The organism is Pedococcus ginsenosidimutans (genome assembly GCF_039544395.1).
Taxonomy (GTDB): domain Bacteria; phylum Actinomycetota; class Actinomycetes; order Actinomycetales; family Dermatophilaceae; genus Pedococcus; species Pedococcus ginsenosidimutans.
Genome location: NZ_BAABLO010000011.1, coordinates 704,141 through 730,009, shown reverse-complemented (window position 1 = coordinate 730,009; position 25,869 = coordinate 704,141). Strand labels below are relative to the sequence as shown.

The 25,869-nt window shown below is 72.5% G+C and carries 20 protein-coding genes; 12 read left to right on the top strand and 8 right to left on the bottom strand.

All coding sequences use genetic code 11. The features are described from left to right. Window positions 1-49: 49 nt before the first annotated feature. The 5 genes from ABEA42_RS14355 to ABEA42_RS14335 all read left to right on the top strand — a co-directional run bounded on the left by ABEA42_RS14355 (window position 50) and on the right by ABEA42_RS14335 (window position 7,307). Window positions 50-949: a carbohydrate ABC transporter permease gene (locus ABEA42_RS14355; protein ID WP_345504366.1), complete on the top strand. Its 900-nt coding sequence runs from the start codon at window positions 50-52 to the stop codon at window positions 947-949. Then, window positions 946-1,848: a carbohydrate ABC transporter permease gene (locus ABEA42_RS14350; RefSeq protein ID WP_345504364.1), complete on the top strand. Its 903-nt coding sequence runs from the start codon at window positions 946-948 to the stop codon at window positions 1,846-1,848. The genes ABEA42_RS14355 and ABEA42_RS14350 overlap by 4 nt, the downstream gene beginning before the upstream one ends. Then, window positions 1,848-2,975, top strand: coding sequence for an ABC transporter ATP-binding protein (locus ABEA42_RS14345; RefSeq protein ID WP_345504362.1), 1,128 nt, complete (start codon window positions 1,848-1,850; stop codon window positions 2,973-2,975). The genes ABEA42_RS14350 and ABEA42_RS14345 overlap by 1 nt, the downstream gene beginning before the upstream one ends. Beyond that, window positions 2,972-4,189 (top strand): CehA/McbA family metallohydrolase, encoded by a 1,218-nt coding sequence (locus ABEA42_RS14340; protein ID WP_345504359.1) that lies wholly within the window; start codon window positions 2,972-2,974, stop codon window positions 4,187-4,189. The genes ABEA42_RS14345 and ABEA42_RS14340 overlap by 4 nt, the downstream gene beginning before the upstream one ends. Before the next feature lie 109 nt (window positions 4,190-4,298). Next, the gene (locus ABEA42_RS14335) at window positions 4,299-7,307 is read left to right on the top strand and encodes an alpha-mannosidase (protein ID WP_345504357.1); all 3,009 of its coding nucleotides are present in this window, start codon (window positions 4,299-4,301) and stop codon (window positions 7,305-7,307) included. Window positions 7,308-7,328: 21 nt separating this feature from the next. Here ABEA42_RS14335 and ABEA42_RS14330 read toward each other — a convergent pair whose 3' ends face one another. Together ABEA42_RS14330 and ABEA42_RS14325 are read right to left on the bottom strand one after the other, a co-directional pair. Further along, window positions 7,329-7,769, bottom strand: coding sequence for a phage tail protein (locus ABEA42_RS14330; protein WP_345504355.1), 441 nt, complete (start codon window positions 7,767-7,769; stop codon window positions 7,329-7,331). Window positions 7,770-7,988: 219 nt separating this feature from the next. Beyond that, the gene (locus ABEA42_RS14325) at window positions 7,989-8,876 is read right to left on the bottom strand and encodes an endonuclease domain-containing protein (RefSeq protein WP_345504353.1); all 888 of its coding nucleotides are present in this window, start codon (window positions 8,874-8,876) and stop codon (window positions 7,989-7,991) included. 468 nt (window positions 8,877-9,344) lie between these two features. Between ABEA42_RS14325 and groL the strand changes: the two genes are divergently transcribed. The 4 genes from groL (at window position 9,345) to ABEA42_RS14305 (ending at window position 16,351) form a co-directional block, all read left to right on the top strand. Beyond that, on the top strand, window positions 9,345-10,970 hold the full coding sequence (gene groL, locus ABEA42_RS14320) for a chaperonin GroEL (protein WP_345504351.1): 1,626 nt from the start codon (window positions 9,345-9,347) through the stop codon (window positions 10,968-10,970). A 213-nt stretch (window positions 10,971-11,183) separates the two neighbouring features. Then, entirely contained in the window at window positions 11,184-12,884 is a 1,701-nt protein-coding gene (locus tag ABEA42_RS14315; protein ID WP_345504349.1) for an alkaline phosphatase D family protein, read from the top strand. A gap of 117 nt (window positions 12,885-13,001) precedes the next feature. Next, window positions 13,002-13,808, top strand: a complete 807-nt coding sequence (locus ABEA42_RS14310; RefSeq protein ID WP_345504347.1) for an ABC transporter ATP-binding protein — start codon at window positions 13,002-13,004, stop codon at window positions 13,806-13,808. Window positions 13,809-13,810: 2 nt separating this feature from the next. After that, window positions 13,811-16,351 (top strand): ABC transporter permease, encoded by a 2,541-nt coding sequence (locus ABEA42_RS14305; RefSeq protein WP_345504345.1) that lies wholly within the window; start codon window positions 13,811-13,813, stop codon window positions 16,349-16,351. A gap of 46 nt (window positions 16,352-16,397) precedes the next feature. Here the strand turns inward: ABEA42_RS14305 and ABEA42_RS14300 are convergent, their stop codons facing one another. After that, window positions 16,398-16,688 carry a WXG100 family type VII secretion target gene (locus ABEA42_RS14300; RefSeq protein WP_345504343.1) on the bottom strand — a complete coding sequence of 97 codons (291 nt, stop codon included), beginning with the start codon at window positions 16,686-16,688 and terminating at the stop codon, window positions 16,398-16,400. A gap of 120 nt (window positions 16,689-16,808) precedes the next feature. On the opposite strand from ABEA42_RS14300, the gene ABEA42_RS14295 reads away from it, so the two are divergent. Both ABEA42_RS14295 and ABEA42_RS14290 read left to right on the top strand, forming a co-directional pair. After that, window positions 16,809-17,555: a DUF4031 domain-containing protein gene (locus ABEA42_RS14295; protein ID WP_345504341.1), complete on the top strand. Its 747-nt coding sequence runs from the start codon at window positions 16,809-16,811 to the stop codon at window positions 17,553-17,555. Then, window positions 17,552-18,061: an NUDIX hydrolase gene (locus tag ABEA42_RS14290; RefSeq protein WP_345504339.1), complete on the top strand. Its 510-nt coding sequence runs from the start codon at window positions 17,552-17,554 to the stop codon at window positions 18,059-18,061. Before ABEA42_RS14295 ends, ABEA42_RS14290 begins: the two co-directional genes overlap by 4 nt. A gap of 84 nt (window positions 18,062-18,145) precedes the next feature. Here the strand turns inward: ABEA42_RS14290 and ABEA42_RS14285 are convergent, their stop codons facing one another. Both ABEA42_RS14285 and ABEA42_RS14280 read right to left on the bottom strand, forming a co-directional pair. After that, complete coding sequence (locus tag ABEA42_RS14285; protein WP_345504336.1) at window positions 18,146-18,799, bottom strand: HD domain-containing protein; 654 nt, start codon at window positions 18,797-18,799, stop codon at window positions 18,146-18,148. A 41-nt stretch (window positions 18,800-18,840) separates the two neighbouring features. Then, window positions 18,841-19,380 carry a CGNR zinc finger domain-containing protein gene (locus tag ABEA42_RS14280; RefSeq protein ID WP_345504334.1) on the bottom strand — a complete coding sequence of 180 codons (540 nt, stop codon included), beginning with the start codon at window positions 19,378-19,380 and terminating at the stop codon, window positions 18,841-18,843. A 66-nt stretch (window positions 19,381-19,446) separates the two neighbouring features. On the opposite strand from ABEA42_RS14280, the gene ABEA42_RS14275 reads away from it, so the two are divergent. Further along, on the top strand, window positions 19,447-20,667 hold the full coding sequence (locus tag ABEA42_RS14275; RefSeq protein WP_345504332.1) for an MFS transporter: 1,221 nt from the start codon (window positions 19,447-19,449) through the stop codon (window positions 20,665-20,667). On the opposite strand, the gene ABEA42_RS14270 is transcribed toward ABEA42_RS14275, so the two are convergent. The 3 genes from ABEA42_RS14270 to ABEA42_RS14260 all read right to left on the bottom strand — a co-directional run bounded on the left by ABEA42_RS14270 (window position 20,591) and on the right by ABEA42_RS14260 (window position 25,867). Beyond that, window positions 20,591-22,609, bottom strand: coding sequence for a HelD family protein (locus ABEA42_RS14270; RefSeq protein WP_345504330.1), 2,019 nt, complete (start codon window positions 22,607-22,609; stop codon window positions 20,591-20,593). The two genes, ABEA42_RS14275 and ABEA42_RS14270, sit on opposite strands and share 77 nt — an antisense overlap. 182 nt (window positions 22,610-22,791) lie before the next feature. Beyond that, window positions 22,792-24,300, bottom strand: coding sequence for a S1C family serine protease (locus tag ABEA42_RS14265; RefSeq protein WP_345504328.1), 1,509 nt, complete (start codon window positions 24,298-24,300; stop codon window positions 22,792-22,794). 52 nt (window positions 24,301-24,352) lie between these two features. Next, complete coding sequence (locus ABEA42_RS14260; protein ID WP_345504326.1) at window positions 24,353-25,867, bottom strand: sensor histidine kinase; 1,515 nt, start codon at window positions 25,865-25,867, stop codon at window positions 24,353-24,355. Between the last annotated feature and the right edge of the window lie 2 nt (window positions 25,868-25,869).

Here is a 25,869-nt window from a genome sequence, read left to right as displayed (position 1 = left end):
CACCCCTCCCGGGCCCGCTGACCATGGCGGTCGCGGCCGACGCGGGCGGGTGGCCGGACGCGACGGCGACGTCGTGGGGCTGGGCCGTGGCCGCGCCATGGCCTTCGTCGCCCCCGCGCTGGTGCTGGTCGGGGTGTTCCTCGTCTTCCCCGCGGTGTGGACGATCTACCTCGGTCTGCTCGACTACAGCCTCACCGGCTCAGCGGCGCAGGCGCCGACCTTCGTCGGCCTCGGCAACTACGTCACGGCGCTCGGGGACCCTGCCTTCACGCGGTCGCTCTACCTCACCCTGCTCTACGTCGGGTTCTCCGCCGTGGTCGGGCAGAACGTGCTGGGCTTCCTCCTGGCGTGGTTCTTCCGGACCACGAACGCGGTGGTCCGCAACGTCCTCAACGTGCTGGTGCTGCTGGCCTGGATCCTGCCGGGCTCGGTGGTGGCGTTCCTGTGGCAGGCCCTGCTCGACCGGCGCGACGGCACGCTCAATGCCATCCTCGGCACGACCGACTTCGCCTGGGCGATCGACCATCCCATGGCCGTCATCATCGTGTTCAACATCTGGCGCGGCACGGCCTTCTCGATGCTGCTCTACTCCGCCGCGATCAACACCGTCCCGCGCTCGCACCTCGAGGTGGCGCGGATGGCCGGAGCCCGCCCGTGGCAGCAGCTGCGCGACGTGGTGCTGCCGACGGTCAGGCGCCACGTGCTCACCAACACGCTGCTCATCACGCTCTGGACGTTCAACGACTTCTCGCCCTACCTGCTGACCGGCGGTGGGCCGGACAACAAGTCCGAGATCCTGCCGGTCTACATCTACAAGGAGGCCATCATCGGCGGCCACCTCGGCTACGGCTCGGCGATCTCGCTGCTGCTGCTCGTGGCCAACCTCGTCATCGCCGTCGCCTACATCCGGCTGCTGCGCACCCGCGACCCCGAGGAGGCCACGACATGAGCGCCGCCGTGTCCCCAGCGCCCTCCGCGCCCTCTGCCTCCCCGCCCTCCCCGCCTTCCGCGCGCTCCCGGGCCGCGGGTCCGGTGAGGACGGTCGCCACGCGCTCGCTCGTGTACGCCGGGGTGTGCGTGCTCGTGGTCTTCTTCGCCCTGCCGCTGCTGTGGCTGGTGCTCACGCCGTTCTCCCCGGCACCGTCCTACCGGGCGACGCTGTCGGGCTTCACGTTCGACAACATGGCCAAGCTGTTCGACAACCCCCAGACCTGGCCCTCGATCCGCAACTCCCTCGTGCTGGCCATCGGGTCCTCGGTCCTGGTCATCGCACTCGCGGCGCTCGCGGCCTACGCCCTCAGCCGTGTCCGCATCCCGGGGCGGGACCAGCTCCTCTACGCCCTGCTGCTCCTCAGCTCCATCGTCACGGGGACCGCTGCCATGGTGCCGATCTTCCTGATGCTGTTCCAGATCGGGCTCATCGACCGGCAGGTGGGCGTCATCCTGGTCCTGTCGGGCGGCCTGCTGCCGGCGGCGGTGTTCATGCTCAAGGACTTCGTCGACTCGATCCCGAAGTCCTACGAGGAGTCGGCCCGGGTCTTCGGGGCCACCCCGGGCCAGATCCTGCGCCACATCGTCCTGCCCGTGATCCGTCCCGGCATGGCGACGGTGGGCGTCTGGGCGCTGGTGCAGGTGTGGGGCAACTTCCTCGTCCCCTACGTGCTGCTGTCCGACCCGGCGAAACAGCCTGCGGCAGTAGTCATGTACACGTTCTACGACGCCGGCGGACAGCCGAACTTCGCGCTCATCTCGACGTTCGCGCTGGTCTACTCCGTGCCGGTCGTCGTGCTCTACCTCGTCGTGAACCGACGCTACGGGTTCGCCTTCCAAGGAGGAATCAAGGGCTGATGGCATCTGTGACCCTGACCGGGCTGGTCAAGGAGTACCCCGGCGGTGTGCGCGGCGTGGACGGCGTCGACGTCGAGATCGGCGACGGCGAGTTCTTCGCCCTGCTCGGCCCCTCGGGCTGCGGCAAGACCACGCTGCTGCGCACCTTGGCCGGCCTCGAGGCGGCAACTGAGGGGACCGTGGCGATCGGCGACCGCGACGTGACCGGCCTGGACCCCGGCGACCGCGACGTCGCCATGGTCTTCCAGGACTACGCGCTCTTCCCCCACATGACGGTGACCGACAACGTCGCCTACCCGTTGCGGATCCAGAAGGTCGGCAAGGAGGAGCGGGCTGCACGGGCCCGCGAGACCGCCGAGGGGCTGAGCCTCGGCGCCCTCATGCAGCGGCGCCCGGCGCAGCTCTCGGGTGGGCAGCAGCAGCGCGTCGCCCTCGCGCGGGCGATCGCCTGCCACCCGCAGGTGTTCCTCTTCGACGAGCCGCTGTCCAACCTCGACGCACGCCTGCGGCTCGAGGCACGCACCTTCCTCAAGCAGCTCCAGAAGTCGCTCGGCGTCACCACGGTGTTCGTCACCCACGACCAGGCCGAGGCCCTGGCGATGGCCGACCGCATGGCCGTCATGGAGTCCGGCCGGATCCGCCAGATCGGCACGCCACGCGAGGTGTTCCAGCGTCCGGCCAACACCTTCGTCGCCAACTTCATCGGGGCCACGCCCATGAACCTGCTCGACGCGCAGGTGGTGGGTGGGCGCCTCGAGCTCGGCGGCTTCTCGCTGCCGGTCCCGGAGGGCTTCGAGCCGGTGCAGGAGGGCGACAAGGTCGTGTACGGCGTGCGGCCCGAGTACGTGACAGCCGCCCCCGCTGCAGACGGCCGCGGGCCGGCCGGCGACAGCCGCCGGGCAGCCGGCGACGGGCCGGCCGACGGCTCGGTGGTCGGGACCGTGAGCGCCGTGGAGAACCTCGGGGTCCACGTCCTCGTGACCCTCGACGTCGGGGAGCAGTCCCTGCGGGCGGTCATCCCCGAGGCGGACGAGCCCGACCTCGGCGACGCCCTGACCGTCACGCCGGTGCCCGGCCGGGTGCTGCTCTACCGGGCGGACGGTGACGGCGAGCTGATCGGGTCGTGACCGTCTTCGCCGGGACGTGGACCCCGGCGCACCGGGCTGAGTCCGTCTGGCACCACATGCCGTTCGACGTGCCCGAGTCGTGCCCCGGCGTCCGCATGACCCTCGACTTCGACCGGTCGCACGGCTCGGCCGGGGTCCTCGACCTGGGCCTGGTCGACCCCCTGGGGTGGCGCGGGTGGTCGGGCGGTGCCCGGAGCGTCGTCGCCATCGGGCGTGAGGGAGCGACCCCGGGCTACCTCGACCGGGGGCTCCCGCCCGGCAGGTGGGAGGTCGTGCTCGGCCTGCACCGCGTGCCCGAGGGCGGCCTCGCCTACGAGGTCACGGTCGACACCGACGCCACGGTGGGCGGTGGGACCGTCGACGTGCCGCGGCCACCGGTGCCCGAGCGCCGACCTCCCCGCGAGCTGCCCAGCGTGGCGGGACTGCGCTGGCTCGCGGGCGACTGCCACACGCACACGGTCCACTCGGACGGCTCGCTCACCGTCGACGAGCTGGCGGCGCTGGCAGCGGGCCGGGGCCTGGACTTCCTCTGGGTCACCGACCACAACACCACGAGCCACCACCCCCACCTCGCCGAAGCCGGCCGCCGCTACGGCATCGACCTGCTGCCCGGCCAGGAGGTCACCACGGCCGACGGGCACGCCAACGCCTTCGGCGACATCGGCTGGGTGGACTTCCGGCGACCCGGGGGGACCTGGGCCGCGGAGGTGGCGGCCCGGGGAGGCCTGCTCTCGGTCAACCACCCCGTGGCCGGCGACTGCTCGTGGCGACACCCGTCGGTCGACGGTGGTGTGGGTGGCAGCCCCGCCCCCGCGGCGGAGGTGTGGCACTGGCCGTGGGCCGACCTCGCCGACGGGGGGCCACTCGCCTGGTGGACGGCAGCGGGTCACCCGATCCCGTTGGGCGGCAGCGACTTCCACCACCCCGAGGAGGGTGGGCTGCCCGGCTCGCCGACCACGTGGGTGGCCTGCGCCGACGGTGACGTCCTCGGCGGCATGCTCGCCGGGCGGACCTCGGTGGCGGCCGGCCCGGACGCCCCGGTGCTCCTGCGCGTCGGCGACGAGTGGGTCGCCGTCGAGGCCGACGGCGCGATGCTCGTGTGCCCCGACGGACGCCGTACCCCCGTGCGCGGCGAGCTGGCCACGTTCGGTGGCCACGACGGCCCGCACCTGCTCGAGCGCGACGACAGGAGCATCGTGTCCATCGCCCACTGAGCCACGCGGTCGCCGTACCGCGACCCTCGTCCCGCACCGTCCCACCTGACCGTCCCACCTGACCGTCCCACCTCCCTCGTCCCCCTCGCCCCACCGAGAAGGAGCCCCCATGCACGACGACCGCCGCCTCATCGAAGGCCGGCTGCGCCGCACCCTCCAGCGTCTGGAGGACGCCGTGTGGTCCGCCCCCGTCCCCGTCGACCTCGGGCGGTGGGACGCCCCGGGGGAGCCGGTCCCTGTCGCGGAGGGGCTGGCGGCGCCGTACGCCCCGGCCCGGGTGGGGGAGCCGTGGGGGCCGCCGTGGGGCACCACGTGGTGGCGCGTCCGCGCCGAGGTGCCCGAGCAGCACGCGGGGCGCCCCGTCGACCTGCGGCTCGACCTCGGGTTCGACCCGCTGCGCACCGGCTTCCACGTTGAGGGGCTCGTCTACCGCGCCGACGGCACCCCGGTGAAGGGCCTCAACCCGCGCAACCAGTGGGTCCGCGTCAGCGACGCCGCAGCGGGGGAGGTGGTCGAGCTGTTCGTGGAGTCGGCCTCCAACCCCCTGCTGCTCGGCGGGGGCGGCTTCGACTTCCGCCCGTCGCCGCTCGGCGACCCGGAGACCGCCGGCCGCGAGCCGATGTACCGCGTGGTGCGGGCCGAGCTCGCCGTCTTCGAGCAGGAGGTCTGGGAGCTCCAGCAGGACCTCGAGGTCCTCGGCCAGCTCGCGGCGGAGCTCGAGGAGTCCGACGCGCGCAGGTGGCAGGTGCTCCGCGCGGTCGACCGGGCCCTCGACCGGCTCGACACCTCCGACATCGCCGGCACCGCCGCGCGGGCCCGGGCCGAGCTCGAGGGCGTGCTGTCCGACCCCGCGCGGGCGAGCGCCCACCGGATCTCCGCGGTGGGCCACGCCCACATCGACTCGGCCTGGCTGTGGCCGGTGCGCGAGACGGTCCGCAAGGTGGCCCGGACCTGCTCCAACGTCCTCGCGCTGATGGACGAGGACCCGGACCTCGTCTACGCCATGTCGTCGGCCCAGCAGTTCGCCTGGCTGAAGGAGCACCGCCCCGAGGTCTGGAAGGGCGTCGTCGAGCGGGTCCGCGAGGGCCGGCTCGTGCCGGTCGGGGGCATGTGGGTCGAGTCCGACACCAACATGCCCGGTGGTGAGGCGCTGGCCCGCCAGCTCAACCACGGCAAGCGCTTCTTCCTCGACGAGCTCGGCATCGAGACGCGCGAGGTGTGGCTCCCCGACTCGTTCGGCTACACCGCCGCCCTGCCCCAGCTCATCGCCCTCTCGGCGTCGCAGTGGTTCCTCACGCAGAAGATCTCGTGGAACACCACGAACCGCTTCCCGCACCACTCGTTCCGCTGGGAGGGCCTGGACGGCACGCGCATCTTCACGCACTTCCCGCCGGCGGACACCTACGGCTCGGAGGTGTCCGGGGCCGAGGTGGCCCACGCCGCCCGCAACTTCTCCGACAAGGGAGACGCCACCCGTTCCCTCCTGCCGTTCGGGTGGGGCGACGGCGGTGGCGGGCCCACCCGCGAGATGCTCGCCCGGGCCAAGCGGCTCCGCGACCTCGACGGCTCGCCGCGCGTCGAGGTCGAGCGGCCCGACGCCTTCTTCGAGCAGGCCGAGGCGGAGTACCCCGACGCGCCCGTCTGGGTCGGCGAGCTCTACCTCGAGATGCACCGCGGCACCTACACCTCGCAGGCCAAGACCAAGCAGGGCAACCGCCGCAGCGAGCACCTCCTCCGCGAGGCCGAGCTGTGGGCGAGCACCGCCACGGTCCGCACCGGGGCGGCATACCCGGCCGAGGCGCTGGACCGGATCTGGAAGGTGGTGCTGCTGCTGCAGTTCCACGACATCCTGCCCGGCTCGTCCATCGGCTGGGTCCACCGCGAGGCCGTCGCCGACTACGAGGCCGTCGCCCGGGAGCTCACCACGATCATCGAGACGGCGCAGGCTGCCCTCGCCGGGGAGGGCGACACCGAGATGGTGTTCAACGCCAGCCCTGGTGCGCGGGCGGGCGTGGCGGCGCTGGGCGCCGGACCCCGGTCGGCCGACGACGCCGAGGTCGAGGTCTCTCCGGACGGGGACGGCTGGGTCCTGTCGAACGGGCTCGTCCGTACGGTCGTCGACGCCCGCGGCCTGCTCACGTCGGTCGTCGACACGGCCACCGGGCGTGAGGCGCTGGCCCCGGGGTCGGTCGGCAACCTGCTCCAGCTGCACCCCGACACCCCCGTCGACTTCGACGCGTGGGACGTCGACGCCTACTACCGGCGCACCTGGACCGACCTCACCGAGGCCGAGTCGGTGACGCCCGTGGACGGCGGCGTCCGCGTGGTGCGGCGCTTCGGCGACTCGACGGTGACCCAGGTCGTCACCGTGCCCGTGGGCGAGGCGCGAGTGGACGTCGACACCGAGGTGGACTGGCGCGAGCGGGAGAAGATCCTCAAGGCCGGCTTCGACCTCGACGTCACGACCGACCGCTCCACCGCGGAGGTGCAGTTCGGGCACGTCCACCGCCCCACCCACACCAACACCTCCTGGGACGCGGCCAAGTTCGAGATCTGCGCGCACCGCTGGGTGCACGTCGGCGAGCCCGGGTACGGCGCGGCCGTGGTCAACGACTCGACCTACGGCCACGACGTCAGCCGGCGCGACCGCGACGGCGGTGGCACGACGACGCAGGTGCGCCTGTCGCTCCTGCGCGCGCCGCAGAGCCCCGACCCCGTCGCCGACCTCGGTGTGCACCGCATGCGGTACGCCGTCGTCCCCGGCGCCGGGATCGCCGACGCCATCCGGGAGGGGTACCGGGTCAACCTCCCGCTGCGCGTGGTGTGGGGCTCGGGTGGCGTGGTCGAGCCGCTGGTGTCGGTCGACGGTGGCGGGGTGGTCGTGGAAGCGGTCAAGCTCGCCGACGACGGCTCGGGCGACGTCGTGGTCCGGCTCTACGAGTCACTGGGTGCCCGGTCCGCGGCGACGGTGCGCGCGGGGTTCGAGCTCGGTGGGGTGGAGGCGGTCGACCTCATCGAGCGCCCGCTCGAGACCGCCGGGGTCGAGCCGGTCGAGGGCGGGGCGCGCCTAACCCTGCGCCCGTTCCAGGTGGTGACCCTGCGCCTCACCCGCGGCTGAGCCCGGTTCGCCGAGCGGCGGTCAGGTCTCAGCGTCCATCGTGTCGAACGCCAGCTCGACGGTCTCCATGACGGGGGCCCGCGTCGTGGTGTCGAGCGGGCTCAGCCGGTGGACCGCCGGGAAGGCGCCCCGGAACCTCCACGCCATGACCGGTTCGCCGGCGCCGTCGAGCAGCCGCACGACGACCTCGCGGTGCATGCCGATGTCGCCGTCGCGGGCCTGCTTCCACCAGTTCCACAGCTCGAGGTCGGCCGTGAGGCTGCGGCTGAGCACGAGGTGGGAGTGGTGCGACGTGCCCGGCTCCAGGTGCGACGCGGGGGAGAGGCCGCCGCCCGACCGGTGGGTCACCTCGGTCACCACCGCCTCGGGCAGCTCGACCCGCGAGAAGAAGGCGCTGGCCAGTCCGCCGACCTCCACCAGGAAGCTGGAGGCTGCGACCGGACCGTGCACCGTACCGGGCATGGCTCAGGCTCCCACCCGGTCGCGTGGCCGCGCCATACCCCGAAGTCTGGGACTTCGGCCCAAGACCCCCACTTTGAGCGCCGAGGTCTGGGACTTCGGCCCAAGACCCCCACTTGAGCCCCGAAGTCTGGGACTTCGGGGCAAGACCCCGAGTTGAGTGCCGAAGTCCGGGACTTCGGGCCTACACGACTCCCTTTGCGCCGAAGTCTGGGACCTCGGTCAGGCGACCAGGGTCGCGAGCTCGGCGACGAACCGGGACAGGCCGGCGCCGTACAGGTCGGCGGCAGTCATCCGCACGACCCGCCAGCCGAGTGACTCGAGCAACCGGGTGCGCTGGATGTCGCTCTGCCACTGGCGGCGGTCGGTCCGGTGCTGGTCGCCCTCGTACTCGACGATGACCCGCGCCTCCCGCCACAGGAAGTCGACCCTGGCCAGGAAGTGGCCGTCCTCGGCGAACACGTCGGCGTTGAGCTCGGGCTCCGGGAGGCCGGCCCGACCGAACGCCAGCCTGGCCCGGGTCTCCATGGGCGAGCCACTCCCGCGACGGAGCAGTGGCCAGGCCTCACTGAGCAGGCGCCGCCCACGGCCGGCTGCCTCGGCCGCCGCGTGCACCAGGGGTTCCAGGAGGTCCGGTGTGCGGGTGGCGAAGGCATCTCCGGCGATGACCAGGTCCTCGGCGGTGAGGCCCGGCACCCTCGCGAGGTCGACCCAGGTGTCGACGGGTGAGGTCACCGGCAGGCCGCGGAGGGTCTCGTGACGGCGTCCGGCGAGGCCGCGGTGCCCGACGACGCCGGCACGGCGCAGCGGCGTGGCGTCGCGCATGACGTGGAGTGGTTCCTCGCGGCTCCACGCGGTGGGCAGTGGGAGCCGCCAGAGCCGGGCAGCCGTCAGGTGCGAGAACGCGTAGGTGCCCTCGAGGGCGAGGCCGACGGTGTGGGCGAGCTCGTCGACGGTGCGGGCGTGGTCGTGGGCACGGACGCCCCAGGTGGGCCGCACCAGGTCCGCCGCCTCGAGCCGCGCCTGGCTCACCAGCGCCGCCCGGGCCTCCACCAGCGTGAACGCGCGTCCCTGCAGGGAGGCGGGCAGCGGTGGGAGCGAGAGAGGCACGGTACTCAGGCTGCCGCGCTCCGTACCCACGTCCCTCGAGTTGTCCACAGGTCCGGCCGCGTACCGGGCCCGGTAGCCGCCCACGCGGTGGTGCGCCGTGCCCCGAAGTCCCAGACTTCGGCGCAAGCCCGGCCTGTGTGGCCCGAAGTCCCAGACTTCGGCGCAAGCCCGGCCCGTATGGCCCGAAGTCCCAGACTTCGGCGCAAGGGTCAGGGGGCAAGGGGGGAGGGGGAGCCGCAAAAGGGGGAGGGGGAGGGGGACGCGCACCACCATCGCGGGCTGGGAGGCGTTTGCACTCTCCCGGGGGGAGTGCCAATAATGGCGTTAGCACTCTCGCCATGAGAGTGACAATCATGGCCTCAAAGTGAGGTCCGGGGAACGTGCGCGACGTGAGCCGCGGGAACCGGGCCGTCCGTCGCGGGCACGGCGAGGCCGCCACACACGATTCGCGTGGGAGGAACCACCCGAATGGCCAAGATCATCGCATTCGATGAAGAGGCTCGCCGCGGTCTCGAGCGAGGCATGAACATCCTCGCCGACGCCGTCCGCGTCACCCTCGGCCCGAAGGGCCGCAACGTCGTCCTCGAGAAGAAGTGGGGCGCCCCCACGATCACCAACGATGGCGTGTCCATCGCCAAGGAGATCGAGCTCGACGACCCGTACGAGAAGATCGGCGCCGAGCTCGTCAAGGAGGTCGCCAAGAAGACCGACGACGTCGCTGGCGACGGCACCACCACCGCCACCGTGCTGGCCCAGGCCCTCGTCAAGGAGGGCCTGCGCAACGTCGCGGCCGGCGCCAACCCGATGGCCCTCAAGCGCGGCATCGAGAAGGCCACCGAGGCCGTCTCCGCTCAGCTGCTCGAGATGGCCAAGGACGTCGAGACGAAGGAGCAGATCGCCTCCACCGCCTCGATCTCCGCCGCTGACCCCCAGATCGGCGAGATGATCGCCGAGGCCATGGACAAGGTCGGCAAGGAAGGCGTCATCACCGTCGAGGAGAGCAACACCTTCGGCCTCGAGCTCGAGCTCACCGAGGGCATGCGCTTCGACAAGGGCTACATCAGCCACTACTTCGTCACCGACACCGAGCGCATGGAGGCCGTGCTCGAGGACCCCTACGTCCTCGTCGTGAACTCCAAGATCTCCGGCATCAAGGACCTGCTGCCCCTCCTCGAGAAGGTCATGCAGTCCGGCAAGCCGCTGCTCATCATCGCCGAGGACGTCGAGGGCGAGGCCCTGTCGACCCTGGTGGTCAACAAGATCCGTGGCACCTTCAAGTCCGTCGCCGTCAAGGCCCCGGGCTTCGGTGACCGTCGCAAGGCCATGCTGGCCGACATCGCCATCCTCACCGGTGGCCAGGTCATCTCCGAGGAGGTCGGCCTCAAGCTCGACACCGCGGAGCTCGACCTGCTCGGCCGTGCGCGCAAGGTCGTCGTGACCAAGGACGAGACCACGATCGTCGAGGGTGCTGGCGACAACGACCAGATCCAGGGTCGGGTCAACCAGATCCGCGCCGAGATCGACAAGTCGGACAGCGACTACGACCGCGAGAAGCTGCAGGAGCGGCTGGCCAAGCTGGCCGGCGGTGTTGCGGTCATCAAGGCCGGCGCCGCGACCGAGGTCGAGCTCAAGGAGCGCAAGCACCGCATCGAGGACGCCGTGCGCAACGCCAAGGCTGCCGTCGAGGAGGGGATCGTCGCCGGTGGTGGCGTGGCCCTGCTCCAGGCGACCAAGGCCGCGTTCGAGAAGCTCGAGCTCGAGGGTGACGAGGCCACCGGCGCGAACATCGTCCGCGTCGCTGCGTCCGCCCCGCTCAAGCAGATCGCGATCAACGCCGGCCTCGAGGGCGGTGTGGTCTCCGAGAAGGTCTCCAACCTGGAGTCCGGCTGGGGCCTCAACGCCGCGACCGGCGAGTACGTCGACCTCATCGCCGCGGGCATCATCGACCCGGCGAAGGTGACGCGTTCGGCGCTGCAGAACGCCGCGTCGATCGCCGCGCTGTTCCTCACCACCGAGGCCGTCATCGCGGACAAGCCCGAGAAGGCTGCTCCCGCCGCGCCCGGTGGCGACGAGATGGGTGGCATGGGCTTCTGAGCCCGGCTCCCCACCGCGTCAGCAGGTTCACCGGCACGACGCACTGACGGAGGGCGGTTCCCCACCAGGGGAGCCGCCCTTCGGCGTACCCGGTGCGGGCGCCGTACGGCCCGCCACCCGTGGGGACGTGCGGGCGCCGTACCGCACGTCCGGACAGGTGGCGCTCAGGGGGTTTGCCACCCACGGGACAGGGGCGACGTGTAGAAACAGTGCGTGCCCGAACTCGAAGACAACCCGCTCACGCTCGGCCCGCTCCTGCGCTACGTGGGTGAGACCAGCGCCACGGTGTGGGTGCAGACCCGTGACCGGGCGAAGGTGACCGTGCGGGCGTTCGGCCGGTCGTGGGACGCGCCCACCTTCACCGCCCACGGCCACCACTACGCGCTCGTGGTCCTCGACGGCCTCGAGGCGGGGGCGTCGAGCGAGTACGAGGTCGAGGTCGACGGCGCGACGGCCTGGCCGCCGCAGGGGCCCGGGGTCGACGCCGTGACGGCCTCGTTGCCGCCGAGCCGGATCACGACCCACGCGCACAGCGAGCCCACGCGCATGGCGTTCGGCTCGTGCCGCACCTCCGTGCCGCACGACGCCGAGGGCAACAAGAGCAACGGCGTCGACGCCCTGCGTGCCTACGCCTTCCACATGTCGCGCACCGACCCGTCCGAGTGGCCGCACCTCGTGGTCTTCCTCGGCGACCAGGTCTACGCCGACGAGACCTCGGAGGCGATGCGCGAGTTCATCGCCTCCCGCCGCAGCCTCGAGGAGCCCCCGGGCGAGGAGCTCAAGGACTACGAGGAGTACGCGCACCTCTACCGGCTCGCGTGGACCGACCCCCTCAACCGCTGGCTGCTGTCCACGTTGCCGAGCGCGATGATCTTCGACGACCACGACATCCGCGACGACTGGAACACCTCCCAGGACTGGCACCGCGAGATGAACGCCAAGCCCTGGTGGCACGAGCGGATCGTGGGCGGCTTGTCGTCCTACTGGGTCTACCAGCACGTGGGCAACCTCAGCCCGGAGGACCTGGCGCAGGACGAGGTGTGGCAGCTCATCACCGAGTACGCCGCCTCGGGCGCCGCCGGCGAGCTCGACCTCACCGAGGTGCTGGACAGCCTGGCCGCGCGCGTCGATGCCCAGCCGGAGACCTACCGCTGGAGCTACGCCCGCGACCTGGGCGAGTCGCGGCTCGTGGTCGTCGACTCCCGGGCCGCCCGGCTGCTCACGCCCGACCGCCGCTCGATCCTCGACGACGACGAGATGGCGTGGCTCGACGGCCAGCTGCGCGGCGACGTGGACCACCTGTTCATCGGTACGTCGCTGCCCTTCCTCATGGCGCAGGGCATCCACGACCTGGAGGCGATCAACGAGGCGATGTCCAACGGCGCCTGGGGGCCCCGCGTGGCGAAGTGGGGCGAGAAGATGCGCCGCGCCCTCGACCTGGAGCACTGGGCCGCGTTCCAGGACGGTTTCGCGAAGGTGCTCGCCATGGTCGTGGAGGTGGCGCACGGCGAGCGGGGTGCGGCGCCGGGCACCATCACGTTCCTGTCCGGTGACGTGCACAACTCGTACGTCACCGAGATCGACCACGACCAGCTGGGGCCCGGGGCCAGCCGGATCATCCAGGCGGTGTGCTCACCGATCCGCAACCCGCTGCCCCGGCAGGCGCGCATCGCCCAGGCGATGCTGGGCAAGGGATTGGCCCGCCCGCTGCAGTTCCTCGTGGGACGGACCTCGAAGGTGCCGAATGCGCCGTACCAGTGGCCGATGACCGAAGGCCCGTGGTTCGACAACAACCTCGCGACGCTGCAGGTGCGCGGCCGTGGCCTCGTGATGCGCTGGGACCTCGGGGTCGTCGAGGGGGACAAGTACGACGAACCGGACCTGCGCGAGGTGGCCCGCGTCGTCATCTCCTGAGCCGACCCCTCAGGGTCCGGTCAGGGGCGTATGGGGGAGTCACCTGAGGGCGGAGCAATGTGGGCGCCCCTAGCGTTGACACCCGTGAGACCCCACGCCCTGTCCCCGGGAGAGCCCATGACCGCCAGCACGCCTGTGTCCACCACGGAGCCCACCGAGAAGGCCGCCCCGGCGGCGAGGGTGCGTGACCTCACCAAGGTCTACGGCAAGGGGGAGGCGCAGGTCCGCGCCCTCGACGGCGTCAGCGTCGACCTCGCCAGCGGCGAGTTCACCGCGATCATGGGCCCGTCCGGCTCGGGCAAGTCGACGCTCATGCACTGCGCGGCCGGGCTCGACGCCGCGACGTCGGGGGAGGTCTTCGTCGGCGACGTCGACATCACCGCCCTGCGGGACAAGGAGCTGACGACCCTGCGCCGCGACCGGATCGGGTTCGTCTTCCAGTCCTTCAACCTCATCCCGACGCTCGACGCGCAGGAGAACATCCTGCTCCCGCTCGCCATCGCCGGACGCAAGCCGGACCCGGCCTGGTTCGACACCGTGATCGACACAGTGGGGCTGCGCGACCGCCTCGACCACCGCCCCAGCGAGCTCTCGGGTGGCCAGCAGCAGCGCGTGGCCTGCGCCCGGGCCCTGGTCAGCAAGCCCGAGATCGTGTTCGCCGACGAGCCGACCGGCAACCTCGACTCAACCTCGGGCACCGAGGTGCTGAACTTCCTGCGCCGCAGCGTCGACGAGTTCGGCCAGACCATCGTCATGGTGACCCACGACCCCGTCGCGGCGGCCCACACCGACCGCGTCGTCTTCCTGGCCGACGGCAAGGTCGTCGACGAGATGCGCGAGCCCACGGCCGCGAAGATCCTCGAGCGCATGAAGCGGCTCGACACCCGGCTGTCCGGCCACGGCACGCCTGTGGCGGGTGACTGAGCGTGCTCAAGGCCAGCTGGAAGAGCCTCCTCGGCCGCAAGCTGCGGCTGTTCATGAGCGCCTTCGCGATCATCCTCGGCGTCTCGTTCGTCTCCGGGTCGTTCATCTTCACCGACACCCTCGCGCGCGCGTTCGACGGCATCGTCAACACGGTCGGTGACGTGGTCGTCCGCCCCGAGGTGGCGAGCTCCGACTTCGACTCCGGGCAGACCTCCAAGACGGTGCCGGGCTCCCTCGTGCGAACCCTCGCCACCCTGCCGGGGGTCGCAAGGGCCGACGGCAACGTCAGCAACCCCACGACGTTCGTCGTGTCGACGAAGGGGAAGCTCGTCGGCGGGGGTGGCCCGCCCGGCCTCGGCCTCAGCCACAACGACGCCCCCACCTCCGCTGGCGAGCCGCCGGCCTCCCTGTCCCAGGGTCGCTGGCCGACCACGAAGGGTGAGGTGGCCCTCGACTCCGGCACCGCCAGGCGGGCCGGGTACAAGGTCGGCGACACCGTGAAGCTCGTGACCAGCGGCGCGCAGCCGGTCGTCACCGCGCGGCTGGTCGGCATCGCCGAGTTCAAGGGCGGCACGGTCGGGGCGACGCTGGCCTTCTTCGACACCAGGACCGCCCAGCAGCTCTTCCTCGGCGGCAAGGACGAGTACAGCGACGCCTGGGTCACCGCCAAGGACGGCACCAGCGCGGAGGACCTCGCCAAGGCGGTGCAGGCCAAGCTGCCGGCCGGCTACGAGGCCGTCACCGGCGCCTCCGTCGCCAAGGAGTCGGCGACCGGTATCAACAAGGCCCTCAACTTCATCAACATCTTCCTGCTCGTCTTCGCCGGCATCGCGCTGTTCGTCGGGTCGTTCCTCATCATCAACACCTTCTCGATCCTCGTCGCGCAGCGCAGCCGCGAGCTCGCCATGCTGCGTGCCCTCGGCGCAGGCCGCCACCAGGTGACACGGTCGGTGCTGTTCGAGGCGTTCGTCGTGGGGCTCGTCGGGTCCACCGTCGGCCTCGGACTCGGCTTCGGCCTGGCCATCGGCATCCAGAAGCTGTTCGCCCAGTTCGGGCTGGACCTGAGCGGGTCGCCGCTCGTCTTCCGCCCGAGCACGGCCCTCATCGCGTATGCCGTGGGGCTGGTCGTGACGATGGTCGCCGCCTACCTGCCGGCTCGCCGCGCGGGCAGGATGCCTCCGGTCGCCGCCATGCGCGACGACGTGGCGCTGCCGGAGTCGGCGCTGCACAAACGCGTGTGGGTCGGAGCCGTGCTCTTCGCCGGTGGGCTCGTCGCCGGCTACCTCGGCGCCTTCACGTCCGTCTCCAACTCGGCCTACTGGGTCGGCGGTGGTGTGCTCGGCATCGTCCTGGCGGCCATCCTCACGAGCCCGGTCGTGGGCCGTCCGGTGATCGCCCTGCTCGGCTGGGGCTACCGCCGCGGCTTCGGTGCGGTCGGCGTCATGGCCGAGCAGAACGCCACCCGCAACCCCCGGCGCACGGCAGCCACCGCCTCGGCGCTGATGATCGGCCTCACGCTGGTGTCGATGATGTCGGTCTTCGGCGCCTCGGCGAAGGCCAGCGTCGACAAGTCGATCAACGCCAACTTCGCTGCCGACTACGTGCTGTCCAACGCCGTCGGCCTGCCGTTCTCGACCACGGTGACCGCGGACGTCGCGAAGGTGCCGGGTGTCGCCACCGTCGCCGCGGTCCGCTACCTGCCGGTGTCGGTCGACCAGGACCGGGGCTTCGCGGCAGCGGTCGACCCGGGCACGTTCGGGAAGGCCGTGCCGGTCGAGTTCCGCAGCGGCTCGCTCGCCGGGCTGAAGGACGGCACCGTGCTCGTGTCCGAGGACCGCGCCAAGAAGCAGCACCTCGTGGTGGGCTCGACGGTCCGCACCGACATCTCGGGCCAGCAGGGCACGGCCAAGGTCGGTGGGGTCTTCGTCAGCTCCGCGGCCCTGCCCAACTCGATCCTCGTCACGCTGGCGGCGGCCGAGAAGGCCGGGGTGCCGGTGCAGGACAGCGCCGTGTTCGTCGTGCGCGACCGGGGTGCGAAGGCCTCGGCCGTGGAGTCCGGCATCGACAAGGTCATCGCCGACGTGCCCACGGTGACCCTGAAGAACCAGGACGAGTTCGCCGCCGAGCAGCGCAAGCCGATCGACCAGCTGCTCTACATCATCTACGCGCTGCTGGGGCTCGCCGTGGTCATCGCCGTGCTCGGGATCGTCAACACCCTCGCCCTGTCGGTGATCGAGCGCACCCGGGAGATCGGGCTGCTGCGCGCGGTCGGGCTGAGCCGGCGGCAGCTGCGGACCATGCTGCGCCTCGAGTCGGTCGCCATCGCCCTGCTCGGAGCCGTCCTCGGGGTCGTCCTCGGGCTGGCCGCCGGCTGGGCCCTGCAGCGCAGCCTCGCCGACGACGGGATCGACGTGCTGTCGATCCCGGGTCTGCAGCTCGCCGTCTTCGTCGTGCTGGCCGGTTTCGTCGGGGTGCTGGCCGCCCTGTGGCCGGGTCGCCGGGCGGCACGTCTGGACGTGCTGCGAGCCATCACCACCGAGTAGCCGATGGGGTGGCGGGCGCCACGGCACCGCCACCCCACCGCCTCGCTCAGCTGAACATGCGCAGGGTCTGGGCCTCCGTCTCCGCGTACTGCGCGCCCGCCGCGGCGAGCACGCCGCCGATGGAGTCGAGCGAGGCACGGACCTGTCGCTGGGTGCCCTGCCACTCGGCGACGAGCGCCTGGAACCTCGCCGACGCGGTGCCGGTCCACGCTCCCTGGAGGCCGTTGAGGCGGCCCATCATCGCCGTCACCTGCGCGTCGATCTCGCCGGAGATCCGCGCGATGTCGCCGGACGCGGCCTGGATCTGCTCGGTGTCCACCTGGAACTGTGCCGCCATGGCTCCTCCTGAAAGGTCTCGGGTGCCGGTGCGACACCTCCTGCCGGGAGGCTAGGACGGACCGCCCGACCGGCCGGAGGGTTTTCCACAGGGCTGCCCCGCCCGGGGTAGCGTCGGCCCGTGACGATCTGGATCGACCCACCCGCGTGGCCCGCCCACGGACGGCTGTGGTCCCACCTGGTCAGCGACACGTCGTACGCCGAGCTGCACGACTTCGCCGAGGCCCAGGGCATCCCGCGGCGTGGGTTCGAGGGCGACCACTACGACGTGCCACAGGAGCGGTACGCCGCGCTCGTCGCCGCAGGAGCGGTCGAGGTGGGTGGCAAGGAGATCGTCCGCATCCTGCAGCGCAGCGGCCTGCGGGTCCAGAAGCGCAAGCACGAGCGGGTCGTCCGCGCCGTCCCCGACGCCCCCTGGCTGCCGGCCGGGTCGCGGGCCGACGTCATCGCCTCCCGCCAACCCGAACCGCCGGCGAGCACCGTGGTGGTGCGGCTGGCCCTGCTGCGCGGCCCGGACCTGCTCGTCCTCGAGCGCCTCACCGGTGGCCTCGACCTGCCCTCGGCGCCGGTGGGCCACCTCACGCCGGGCGGTGCGCTCACGCGGCTGCTCGAGGTGGTCGCCGGTCCGGGACACGGGCTGGCCCCACAGCTGCTCGGCTACGTCCGCAACACGGTGCCGCAGCCCGACGCCGGCTACCCGTGGCCGGTGCCGAAGGCCTGCTTCGCGGTCTGGCACGACTCGATCCCGGTCGGCGACGACCTGGCCACCGGCGTGGGTCGCTGGGTCCGGCGCGACGAGGCGGCCGCGGTCCTGGGGGAGCGCCACTGGTGGCCGCTGGTCACCCACCTCGACGAGTCGCCCCGGTGACCGGGCTCCCGGTGCGGCTGCAGGGGGTCGAGTTCGCCGACGGCTCCGTCGCCCACGTCGTCCTGACCCCGGCGGCCGACCCCGCACCCGAGGCCGGTGTCTTCGCCGCGATGGTCGTGCTCCGGGACGCCCGCGGCTGGTGCGCGGTCACCTGGAGCCCGCGTCGGGGCGAGTGGGGTCCTCCCGGCGGCTGGCGTGAGCCCGGGGAGTCGGTGACCGAGTGCGTCCTGCGGGAGGTCGCGGAGGAGGTGGGCCTCGACCTCGACCCCTCGCTGCTGGTGCCGGTCGGGCACGAGCTCTTCGAGCCGGTCAGCAGCACCGGACGCTGGCCGCGCCGGGGTGGTCACATGCAGCTGTACGCCGCCACCTGGCCCGAGGTCGGACCTCGCCTCGAGGCGCGTGAGGACGACGCGCGCGACCCCCAGTGGGTGACCCCGGAGGAGTTCCGGGCCCGATCCGGGCGGCAGTTCTGGTGGCCGCTGGTCGAGGCGGCCCTTCGCGACTGACGTCCGGGGCCGGGTCAGGGCTCGCGGCCTGACCCAGGCCATGACCCAGGCCACGGCCCAGGCCCAGGCCCAGGCAGGGCGGGGTCAGATCGAGGTCAGGGCCTCGAGCTCGTGGGCAAGGTTGGCCCGGGCTGCGTCCTCCCACAGCTTGCGCGCCGTCCGGGTCGCGTAGATGGCGTCCCGCTCCAGGAAAGGTCGCAGCACCGACGCACGGCCGGACCGGAACGCGTCGTCGGGGACGGCGGCGTACTCCTGGCGCACGGCCGCGGTGTAGTCGGCGTAGCGAGCCGGTTCGGAGGAGAGGATCCACAGGTCGGCGTCGTGGAACGCCGCGGGCAAGCCGTCGGTCGGCGAATCGTGGGTGGTGCTGGCGAGGACGAGGTCGCGCACCGTGTTCACGTCGCCCCGGGCGAGTCCCAGGGCCTGCAGGTCGCGTACGGCGAGGTCGGCGCTGTCGGCCTCGTTGGCCCCACCGCCCGCAGCCGGGTCGTAGACGGCGTCGTGGAACCACCCCGCCACCCGACCCAGCGCGCCCTCCCGAGCCGAGATCTCGTGCCGCTCCTCGAGGTCCTCCAGCGCCCAGAAGACCTCGACGAGGTGGCGGGTGGAGTGGTAGCGGCGGTGCGGCTCGGTCCACCGCTGCAGCAGGTCGGAGCCGATCGCGAGCACGGCGTCGTGGTGGGCGTCGGGGGCCAGCTCGGCGAGGTCGAGCTTCCACCAGGTGATCAGCGCGGGCACGGGGACGAGTGTCGCAGAGGCGCCGCCCCGACAGCCGGAAGTCAGCCGGACGGCTGGGCGCGGTAGCGGCGGACCTTGGCGCGGTCGCCGCACGAGGCCATGTCGCACCACCGGCGACGCCTGGTCCGCGAGCGGTCGAGGAACGGGTGCGTGCAGGTCTCGTCGGCACAGAACCGCACCACCGCGCCATCGGCCCGGTCGAACAGCTCGACCGCCGCCCGCGCCACGGCGACGAGGCAGGCGTCGGCGTCGCCGCTCGTGGTCCGGCGCCCGTCCGGGCCGACTGCGACCACCGGTACGGGTCCGCGCGCCGCGCGGTTGAGCGCCGTACGGTGCCGATCAGGCAGGGCGGTGCCGCCGGCCAGGCTCTCCACGAGCGGGAAGAGGTGCTCGCGCAGGGCAACGGCCGCGGCCAGGTGCCTCTCGTCGACCATGGGGCGCCGCGTGACGATCCCCGCGTCGACGTACCACTGCGCGAGGACGTCCGGCGTCGTGAGCTCGTCGGCGTCGAGTGTCCCCCGGCTCGTCACCGTGCCCACGAGGTCGAGCGCGGGGTTGCCTGCCACGTGCACCATCGACATGTCACCAGTTTGACTGGTTACCGAGGCGGTGGCAATGTCGTCGGTGTAACCGGTCAGAGGAGTGTCATGCACAGGCGGCAGGTCTCCGGGTTCGTCGTGGCGGCGGTGCTGGTCCGCTCGATGGATGCTGGCGCGACCGTGGCGCTGGTGCTGCTGTGCTCGGCGGCCCACCTGGCGTCGCCCCTGCGGACGGCGGGCCTGCTCGGGGCGGCCCTGACCGCTCCGCACGCCCTCGGGTTCCTGGTGGCGCCGGTCCTCGACCGGGCACGCGAACCGCGTGTGGTCGTGGCCGTCGCTGCCGTGGTGTTCGCGGTCCTGCTGGGTGGCGCCGGGTTGCTCCTCGGAACGGTCTCCCTGCTGCTGGTCGTGCTGCTCGTGCTGGCCGCCGGAGCACTGGGGCCCCTCCTCACCGGTGGCCTCAGCAGCGTGGTCGCCAGCAGCAGGGGAGCCGGTGGACCGCGCAGGATCCAGGCCGTCGACGCCCTCACCTACGGCGTGGCGGGCGCCGCCGCGCCCCTCCTCGTCGCGACCGCGTCCGGTGCCCTCTCGGCGCTCGGTGGCCTCCTGGCCCTCAGTGCTGCGGGGGTGGTCGGGGGCTTGGGCGTGCTCGGCCTCCCGGGCGCCGGTCCTGGACCGGCGACGGCTGGTCGCGGACCCGGCGTCCGGGCGGGGCTGCTCGCCGTGTGGCGGCGTCGTCCCCTGCGACGCGTGGCGCTGCTCACGTGGCTGGCGGCTGGGGTGGTCGCCGCCGCCGTGCTCGCCGGCGTCAGCCTCGGCGAGTCGCACGGGACTGGTTGCGGGGCCTGGGTGGCGGGCGCGTTCGGACTCGGCAACCTCACCGGCGCGCTCCTGCTCAGCATCGTGCCGCCACGGGTGCGGCCCGAGCGCGGCATGGCCGTCCTCACGGCCCTGTTGGCCCCGGCGCTGCTCATGGTGGTCGTCTGCGCGGGGCTCTTCGCCGGCTTGCTGGCCACCTATGTCCTGCTCGGCCTGCTCGTGGCGCCCCAGACCGTACTCAGCCTCGCCGCCCGGGAGGAGCTCGCCCCGCGGGAGGTGCGGGGCTCCGTCTTCGTCACCGTCGCCGGCACCAAGGTGGCCTTCTCGTCTGCCGGAACAGCCGTGGCGGGGGCGGTCGTGGCAGCGGGTGCCCACCGCCTGCTCGCAGGGGCCGCGGTGCTCGTCTCCGTCGGTGTCCCGCTCGTCTGGGGCCTCAGCCGTCAGCCGAGGCCAGTGCCGCGGGCAGAGGTTGCGAGTGGACGACCGTCAGTGCGGAGACCGCTCGGGTGAGGACGACGTAGAGGCGGCGCAACCCCGTCCTCTCGTCGGGCTCCGCCGCGGCGATGGCGGTCGGCTCCACGACCACGACCCTGTCGAACTCGAGGCCCTTGGCCACCGTGGCCGGCACGACGTCGACCTGGTGGTCGATGTCGCCGTGGTCCTGGCCGAGGACGCCGTGGTCGATCCCCTTGTGCTGCAGAGCCTTTGAGACCTTGGAGACCCACTCGTCGGGCACGATCACACCGATGGACCCCGGTTCGGAGGCCTCGGTGGCCACCACCGAGGCCGTCCGGTCGTGCACCTCGCGCTCCGCCACCTCGACGACGTCGAGGCGCCCCGGGTTGTCGCGGACCGAGACCGGCGCACCGAGCCCGGCGGCCATGTGTGGCAGCAGCTGCGCGGCGTACTCGATCACGCTCGCGGGCACGCGGAAGCCGCGGTCGAGCACCTCGACGTGGCTGCCGGGCTTGCCCAGGTGGGCGAGTGAGGACTCCCACGAGTCCGTGGCCCACGGCGTGGTGCCCTGGGCGATGTCGCCGAGCACCGTGGCCGCGCCGGTGGAGCAGCGGCGGCCGACGGCCCGCAGCTGCATGGGGGAGAGGTCCTGCGCCTCGTCCAGCACCACGTGGCCGAGGGACGGGGTGCGGGCGATGTGGTCGGCGAGCTCGTCGAGCAGCACCGCGTCGGCCCGCGACCAGCGGGCAGCGCCCTTGCTGCGGGGAGGCGCCGACCACACGAGCAGGGCCTGCTCCTCGGGAGCCAGGTGGTCCCGGGCGTGCTGCGCGAGCTCCTCGGCGTCTGACAGCAGGGAGAAGAGCACGGCCTTCGCGTCCAGGGCGGGCCAGAGCGAGGCGGCGTACTTCTTCACGACCGCGCTGCGCGCCACGGTGTCCTGCACGCGGTCGTCGGGGGAGTCCCCGGCGCGCTCCATCTGCAGCAGCACGGCGTGGGCGAGGCGCTGCGGGAGCATCTGCCGGGCCGCGTCGTAGCGCACCCCGCGGGTGCGCAGCTCGTCGAGGATCTCGTTGACCTCGTAGGCGGGGACGCGCCACTTGCGCACCCCGCGGGGTACGACGAGGGCCTCCGTGGCCGGTCGGACCTGGGACCAGACCGCGGTCCGGAGCACCTCCGCCAGGCGCGCGTCACCCTTGAGGACCGCCGTCGCGGTGGAGTCCGTTCCGCGCACGGGTACGGAGGCGACGAGCTCCTCGATCGTCGTGTGGCCGACCGCCACCTCGCCCAGGGCGGGGAGCACCGCGCCGATGTGCTCGAGGAAGGCGCGGTTGGGGCCGATCACCAGGACACCGGACCGGGCAAGCTTGTCGCGGAAGGCGTAGAGCAGCCACGCGGCCCGGTGGAGGCCGACCGCGGTCTTGCCGGTGCCGGGCGCCCCCTGCACGCAGATCGTCTGCTCCACCCCGGCCCGGACGATCTCGTCCTGCTCGGGCTGGATCGTCGCGACGATGTCGCGCATCGGCCCCACGCGGGGACGCTCGATCTCCTCGGCGAGGATCTGGCTGCGCACCTCGTGCTCGGCGCGGTCCTGGAGGTGCTCGTCCTCGTACGCCGTGATCGCGCCGCGGTCGAGGCCGAACCGCCTCCGCAGGACCACTCCCATGGGCTCGGTCCGGGAGGCGCGGTAGAACGCGGTGGACATGTTCGCGCGCCAGTCGATGACGAGCGGGTCGCCCCGATCGTCGGCGACGTGGCGCCGGCCGACGTACCAGCGCTCGTCGGTGTCGGTGTCGATCCGCCCGAAGAACAGCGTGGTCGACGGGTCGTCCTCGAGGGACGCCGCCCGCAGGTGCAGGGTCCGGGCCAGGTGCTCGGCCGAGATCGGGTCGTGGGCCTGCACCTTGAGGGAGAGGGTCTGCTCCCGCATGCGGGCCAGGGCTGCCCTGGCGGTGCTGAGGTAGTCCTGCTCTCGCTTCAGCTCCGGGACCGCAGACACAAGGGTCCACCTTGCCACCGGAGGGCCGCCAGGTCGAACGGGTTCTGCCGTCTCACCCTCACACACGACTTTGGGGGCGGGAGCGCGTGCACGTGGCGCGCGCTCCCGCCCCCAAAGTGAGGAGGTGTGCGGTGGGGCTGGGTCGGGCTGAGGGCCTGTCCGGCCTACTGGGTGGCGCCGGCCTACTGGGTGGCGCCGGACTTGGCCACGAGGGTCGCGGTCAGGTCGAGCTGCTTGCCGCCGCGCAGGACCGTCAGGGAGACCTTGTCGCCCACACCGCGCTCACGGATGTTGGCGACCAGGGCCAGGGCCGAGTCCACGCGCTCGCCGTCGACCGCCACGACCACGTCACCCTTCTGCAGCCCGGCCTGGGCGGCGGGGGTGCCCTGCGAGATCTGCGACACCTCGGCGCCGGCACGCTGGCTCGTGCCGTCGGAGGCCGTGCCGTCGGCCAGGCTGACCCCGAGGAACGCGTGCTCCGCGGTGCCCTTGTCGATGAGCTGGCCGGCGATCGACTTCGCCTCGTTGGCCGGGATCGCGAAACCGATGCCGATGCTGCCGCTCTGGCTGCTGCCGCTGGACTGGCCCAGGCTGGCGATGGCCGAGTTGATGCCGATGAGCTGGCCCGAGGCGTTGACGAGGGCGCCACCGGAGTTGCCCGGGTTGATGGCCGCGGACGTCTGGATCGCGTTCGTCACCACGTCACCCGTGCCGCCGGTCTGCGTCTGCGGCTGGCCCTGCCCGAAGGGGTTCTGCTGCTGGCTGTTGTCGTCCTCGGCAGCCGTGGTCACCGGGCGGTTCAGCGCGCTGACGATGCCCGTGGTGACGGTGCCGGCGAGGCCGAGCGGGTTGCCGATCGCCATGACCGGGTCGCCCACCTTGATGTCGTCGGAGTTGCCGATGGCGATGGGCGTCAGGTTGCTCGGCGGGTTGGTGAGGGTGATGACGGCCAGGTCGGTGCTCGGGTCCGTGCCCGCCACGGTGGCCGCGTAGGTGCGGCCGTCGTTGAGCGTGACGGTGAGCTTGGCGTTCTGGCCGGCACCGCTCACGACGTGGTTGTTGGTGAGGATGTGGCCCTTGCCGTCGATGACGACGCCGGAGCCCTGGCCCTCGGCCGAGCTCGACGCGACGGTGATGGACACGACGCTGGGCGAGACCGCGGCGGCCGTGGCCGTCCAGTTGGGGTTGGTGGCGTCAGCCTGCACGACCGGGGCGCTGTTCGTGCCGCGGCCCAGCACCGTCGACGACGCAGCGGAGGAGGACTGCGTGTCGTGGGTGAGCTGGGCCGCGGCATAGGTGCCGCCGCTCGCGAGCAGGGCGGCGAGCGCCGCGACGGTGGTGAGTTCCGTCCAGCGGCGCCGCTTGCCCGGCTGGGCAGGCTCTGCACCATCCCGTGTGAACGCGGAAGGGGGCGGCCCAGCCGGTGGCTGTGCGGTCGGGGGGTAGGTCGTGCCGGCGCCGTACCCGCCGAGGTGGGGGTCACCGAAGACGCCGCCCTGGTGGGGGAAGGACTGGGTCTGGCCGTACCAGACCGGCGCCGTGTCGTCCGGGCGGGCCGCCTCCTCGTGCGCACCCGGGAAGCCACTCGGCGCAGACGCGGGGGTGGTGCCCTGGTCGGGGACGGGCTGCTGTGGAGGCTGCTCGCCCTCGCCGTTCGCGCCCGTGTGGGTGTCGTGGTGGGTCTGGGTCATGGCTCTCGCACTCCTCGGTGTGGCTTGGTGACGTCAGTCAACCCGGCCGACGTCAAGGGGTGCTGGGCGCCGGCTGGGAGTTTGCTGTGGGCAGCTCCACGACGAAGGTGGCCCCGCCGCCGGGCGTCTGGGCGACCCCGATACGACCACGGTGGCCTGCGACGATGGCCGCCGCGATCGCGAGTCCGAGGCCGTTGCCGCCCCCGGACCCGCGCACCCGGGAGGGGTCCGCGCGGAAGAACCGCTCGAACACCTTCTTGGCCTTGTCGGGGTCGACGCCCGGACCGTGGTCGCGCACCTCGAGGACGCCCATGCCATCGGTACGGCGCACGCCGACCGCCACCTCGAGGGGGGTGCCGGCAGGGGTGTGGTTCAGGGCGTTGGACATGAGGTTGGCCAGCAGCTGGCGCAGCTTGGCCTCGTCCCCCGGCACCAGGGTGGGGGCGAGTGGTCCGTCGAGGCCGGTCACGGTGATCGCGCGCTGCGGGTCGATCGCGCGGGCGTCCTGCGCCGCGTCGGCAGCCAGGACGATGAGGTCGACGTCGGTGAACCGCAGGGGCCGCTGGTCGTCGAGCCGGGCGAGCATCAGCAGGTCCTCGACGAGCCCACCCATCCGTCCCGCCTCACCCTCGATGCGCGCCATCGCGCTGGCGACGTCGGCGGGCTCACGGACCGCGCCCTGGCGGTAGAGCTCGGCGTAGCCGCGCACGGCCGCGAGCGGGGTACGCAGCTCGTGGGAGGCGTCGGCCACGAACTGCCGCATGCGCTCCTCGGAGGCCTCCCGCTGGCTGAACGACTGCTCGATCTGCGCGAGCATGACGTTGAGCGAGCGCGACAGGGAGGTGACCTCGTCCTTGGCGGTGCGCGTCGGGATGCGTCGGGTGAGGTCGCCGTCGGCGATGGCTGCCGCGGTGTCCTCGATCTGCCGCAGGGGCCGGAAGGCGCGCTGCACGGCGTACCACCCGCCCACGGCGCACGCGACGAGGACCGCGAGCCCGATGAGCAGCTCGACGAGCACGAGCTTGCGCACCGTGCGGTCGACACTGCCCAGTGGCACGGCGACCACGACCACCGCCTGGGTGCGCCGGATCTGGCCGGCGACGGCGCGCCACTGCATGGGGCCGTCGGAGGACCCGATGGTGAAGGGCTGGCCGGACCGGACCTGCGTGCTCGACGCCGTGAGCGAGGGCACCCGGGGGTGCATCGACTCGCCGACGGGGTTGGCGGTGATGGGCGCACGGCCGTCGTTGGGCAGCACGATGAAGGCGTAGCCGTTCGGGATGCCCTCGCTGATGGCCGACCCGAGGTCGTTGAAGGCCTGCTCGGCGACGGGGTCGGCGGCCAGGCGCAGCTGCTGGTCGACCCGGCCGAGGAGGTCTCGGCGCATGAGGACTGCCGTGGCCGACGCGGAGAGGGTGAGCGCGAGCAGCAGCAGCACGAGCATGATCGCGATGAGCCGCAGCCGCAGGGGGAGCGCCTCCAGGTGCCGCGTGAACCGCTCGGGCACGACGGGTCGCGACGCCTCGGGCCGGCCGGGTGGGGCGACCGACGGCGTGGGGTGGGACATCC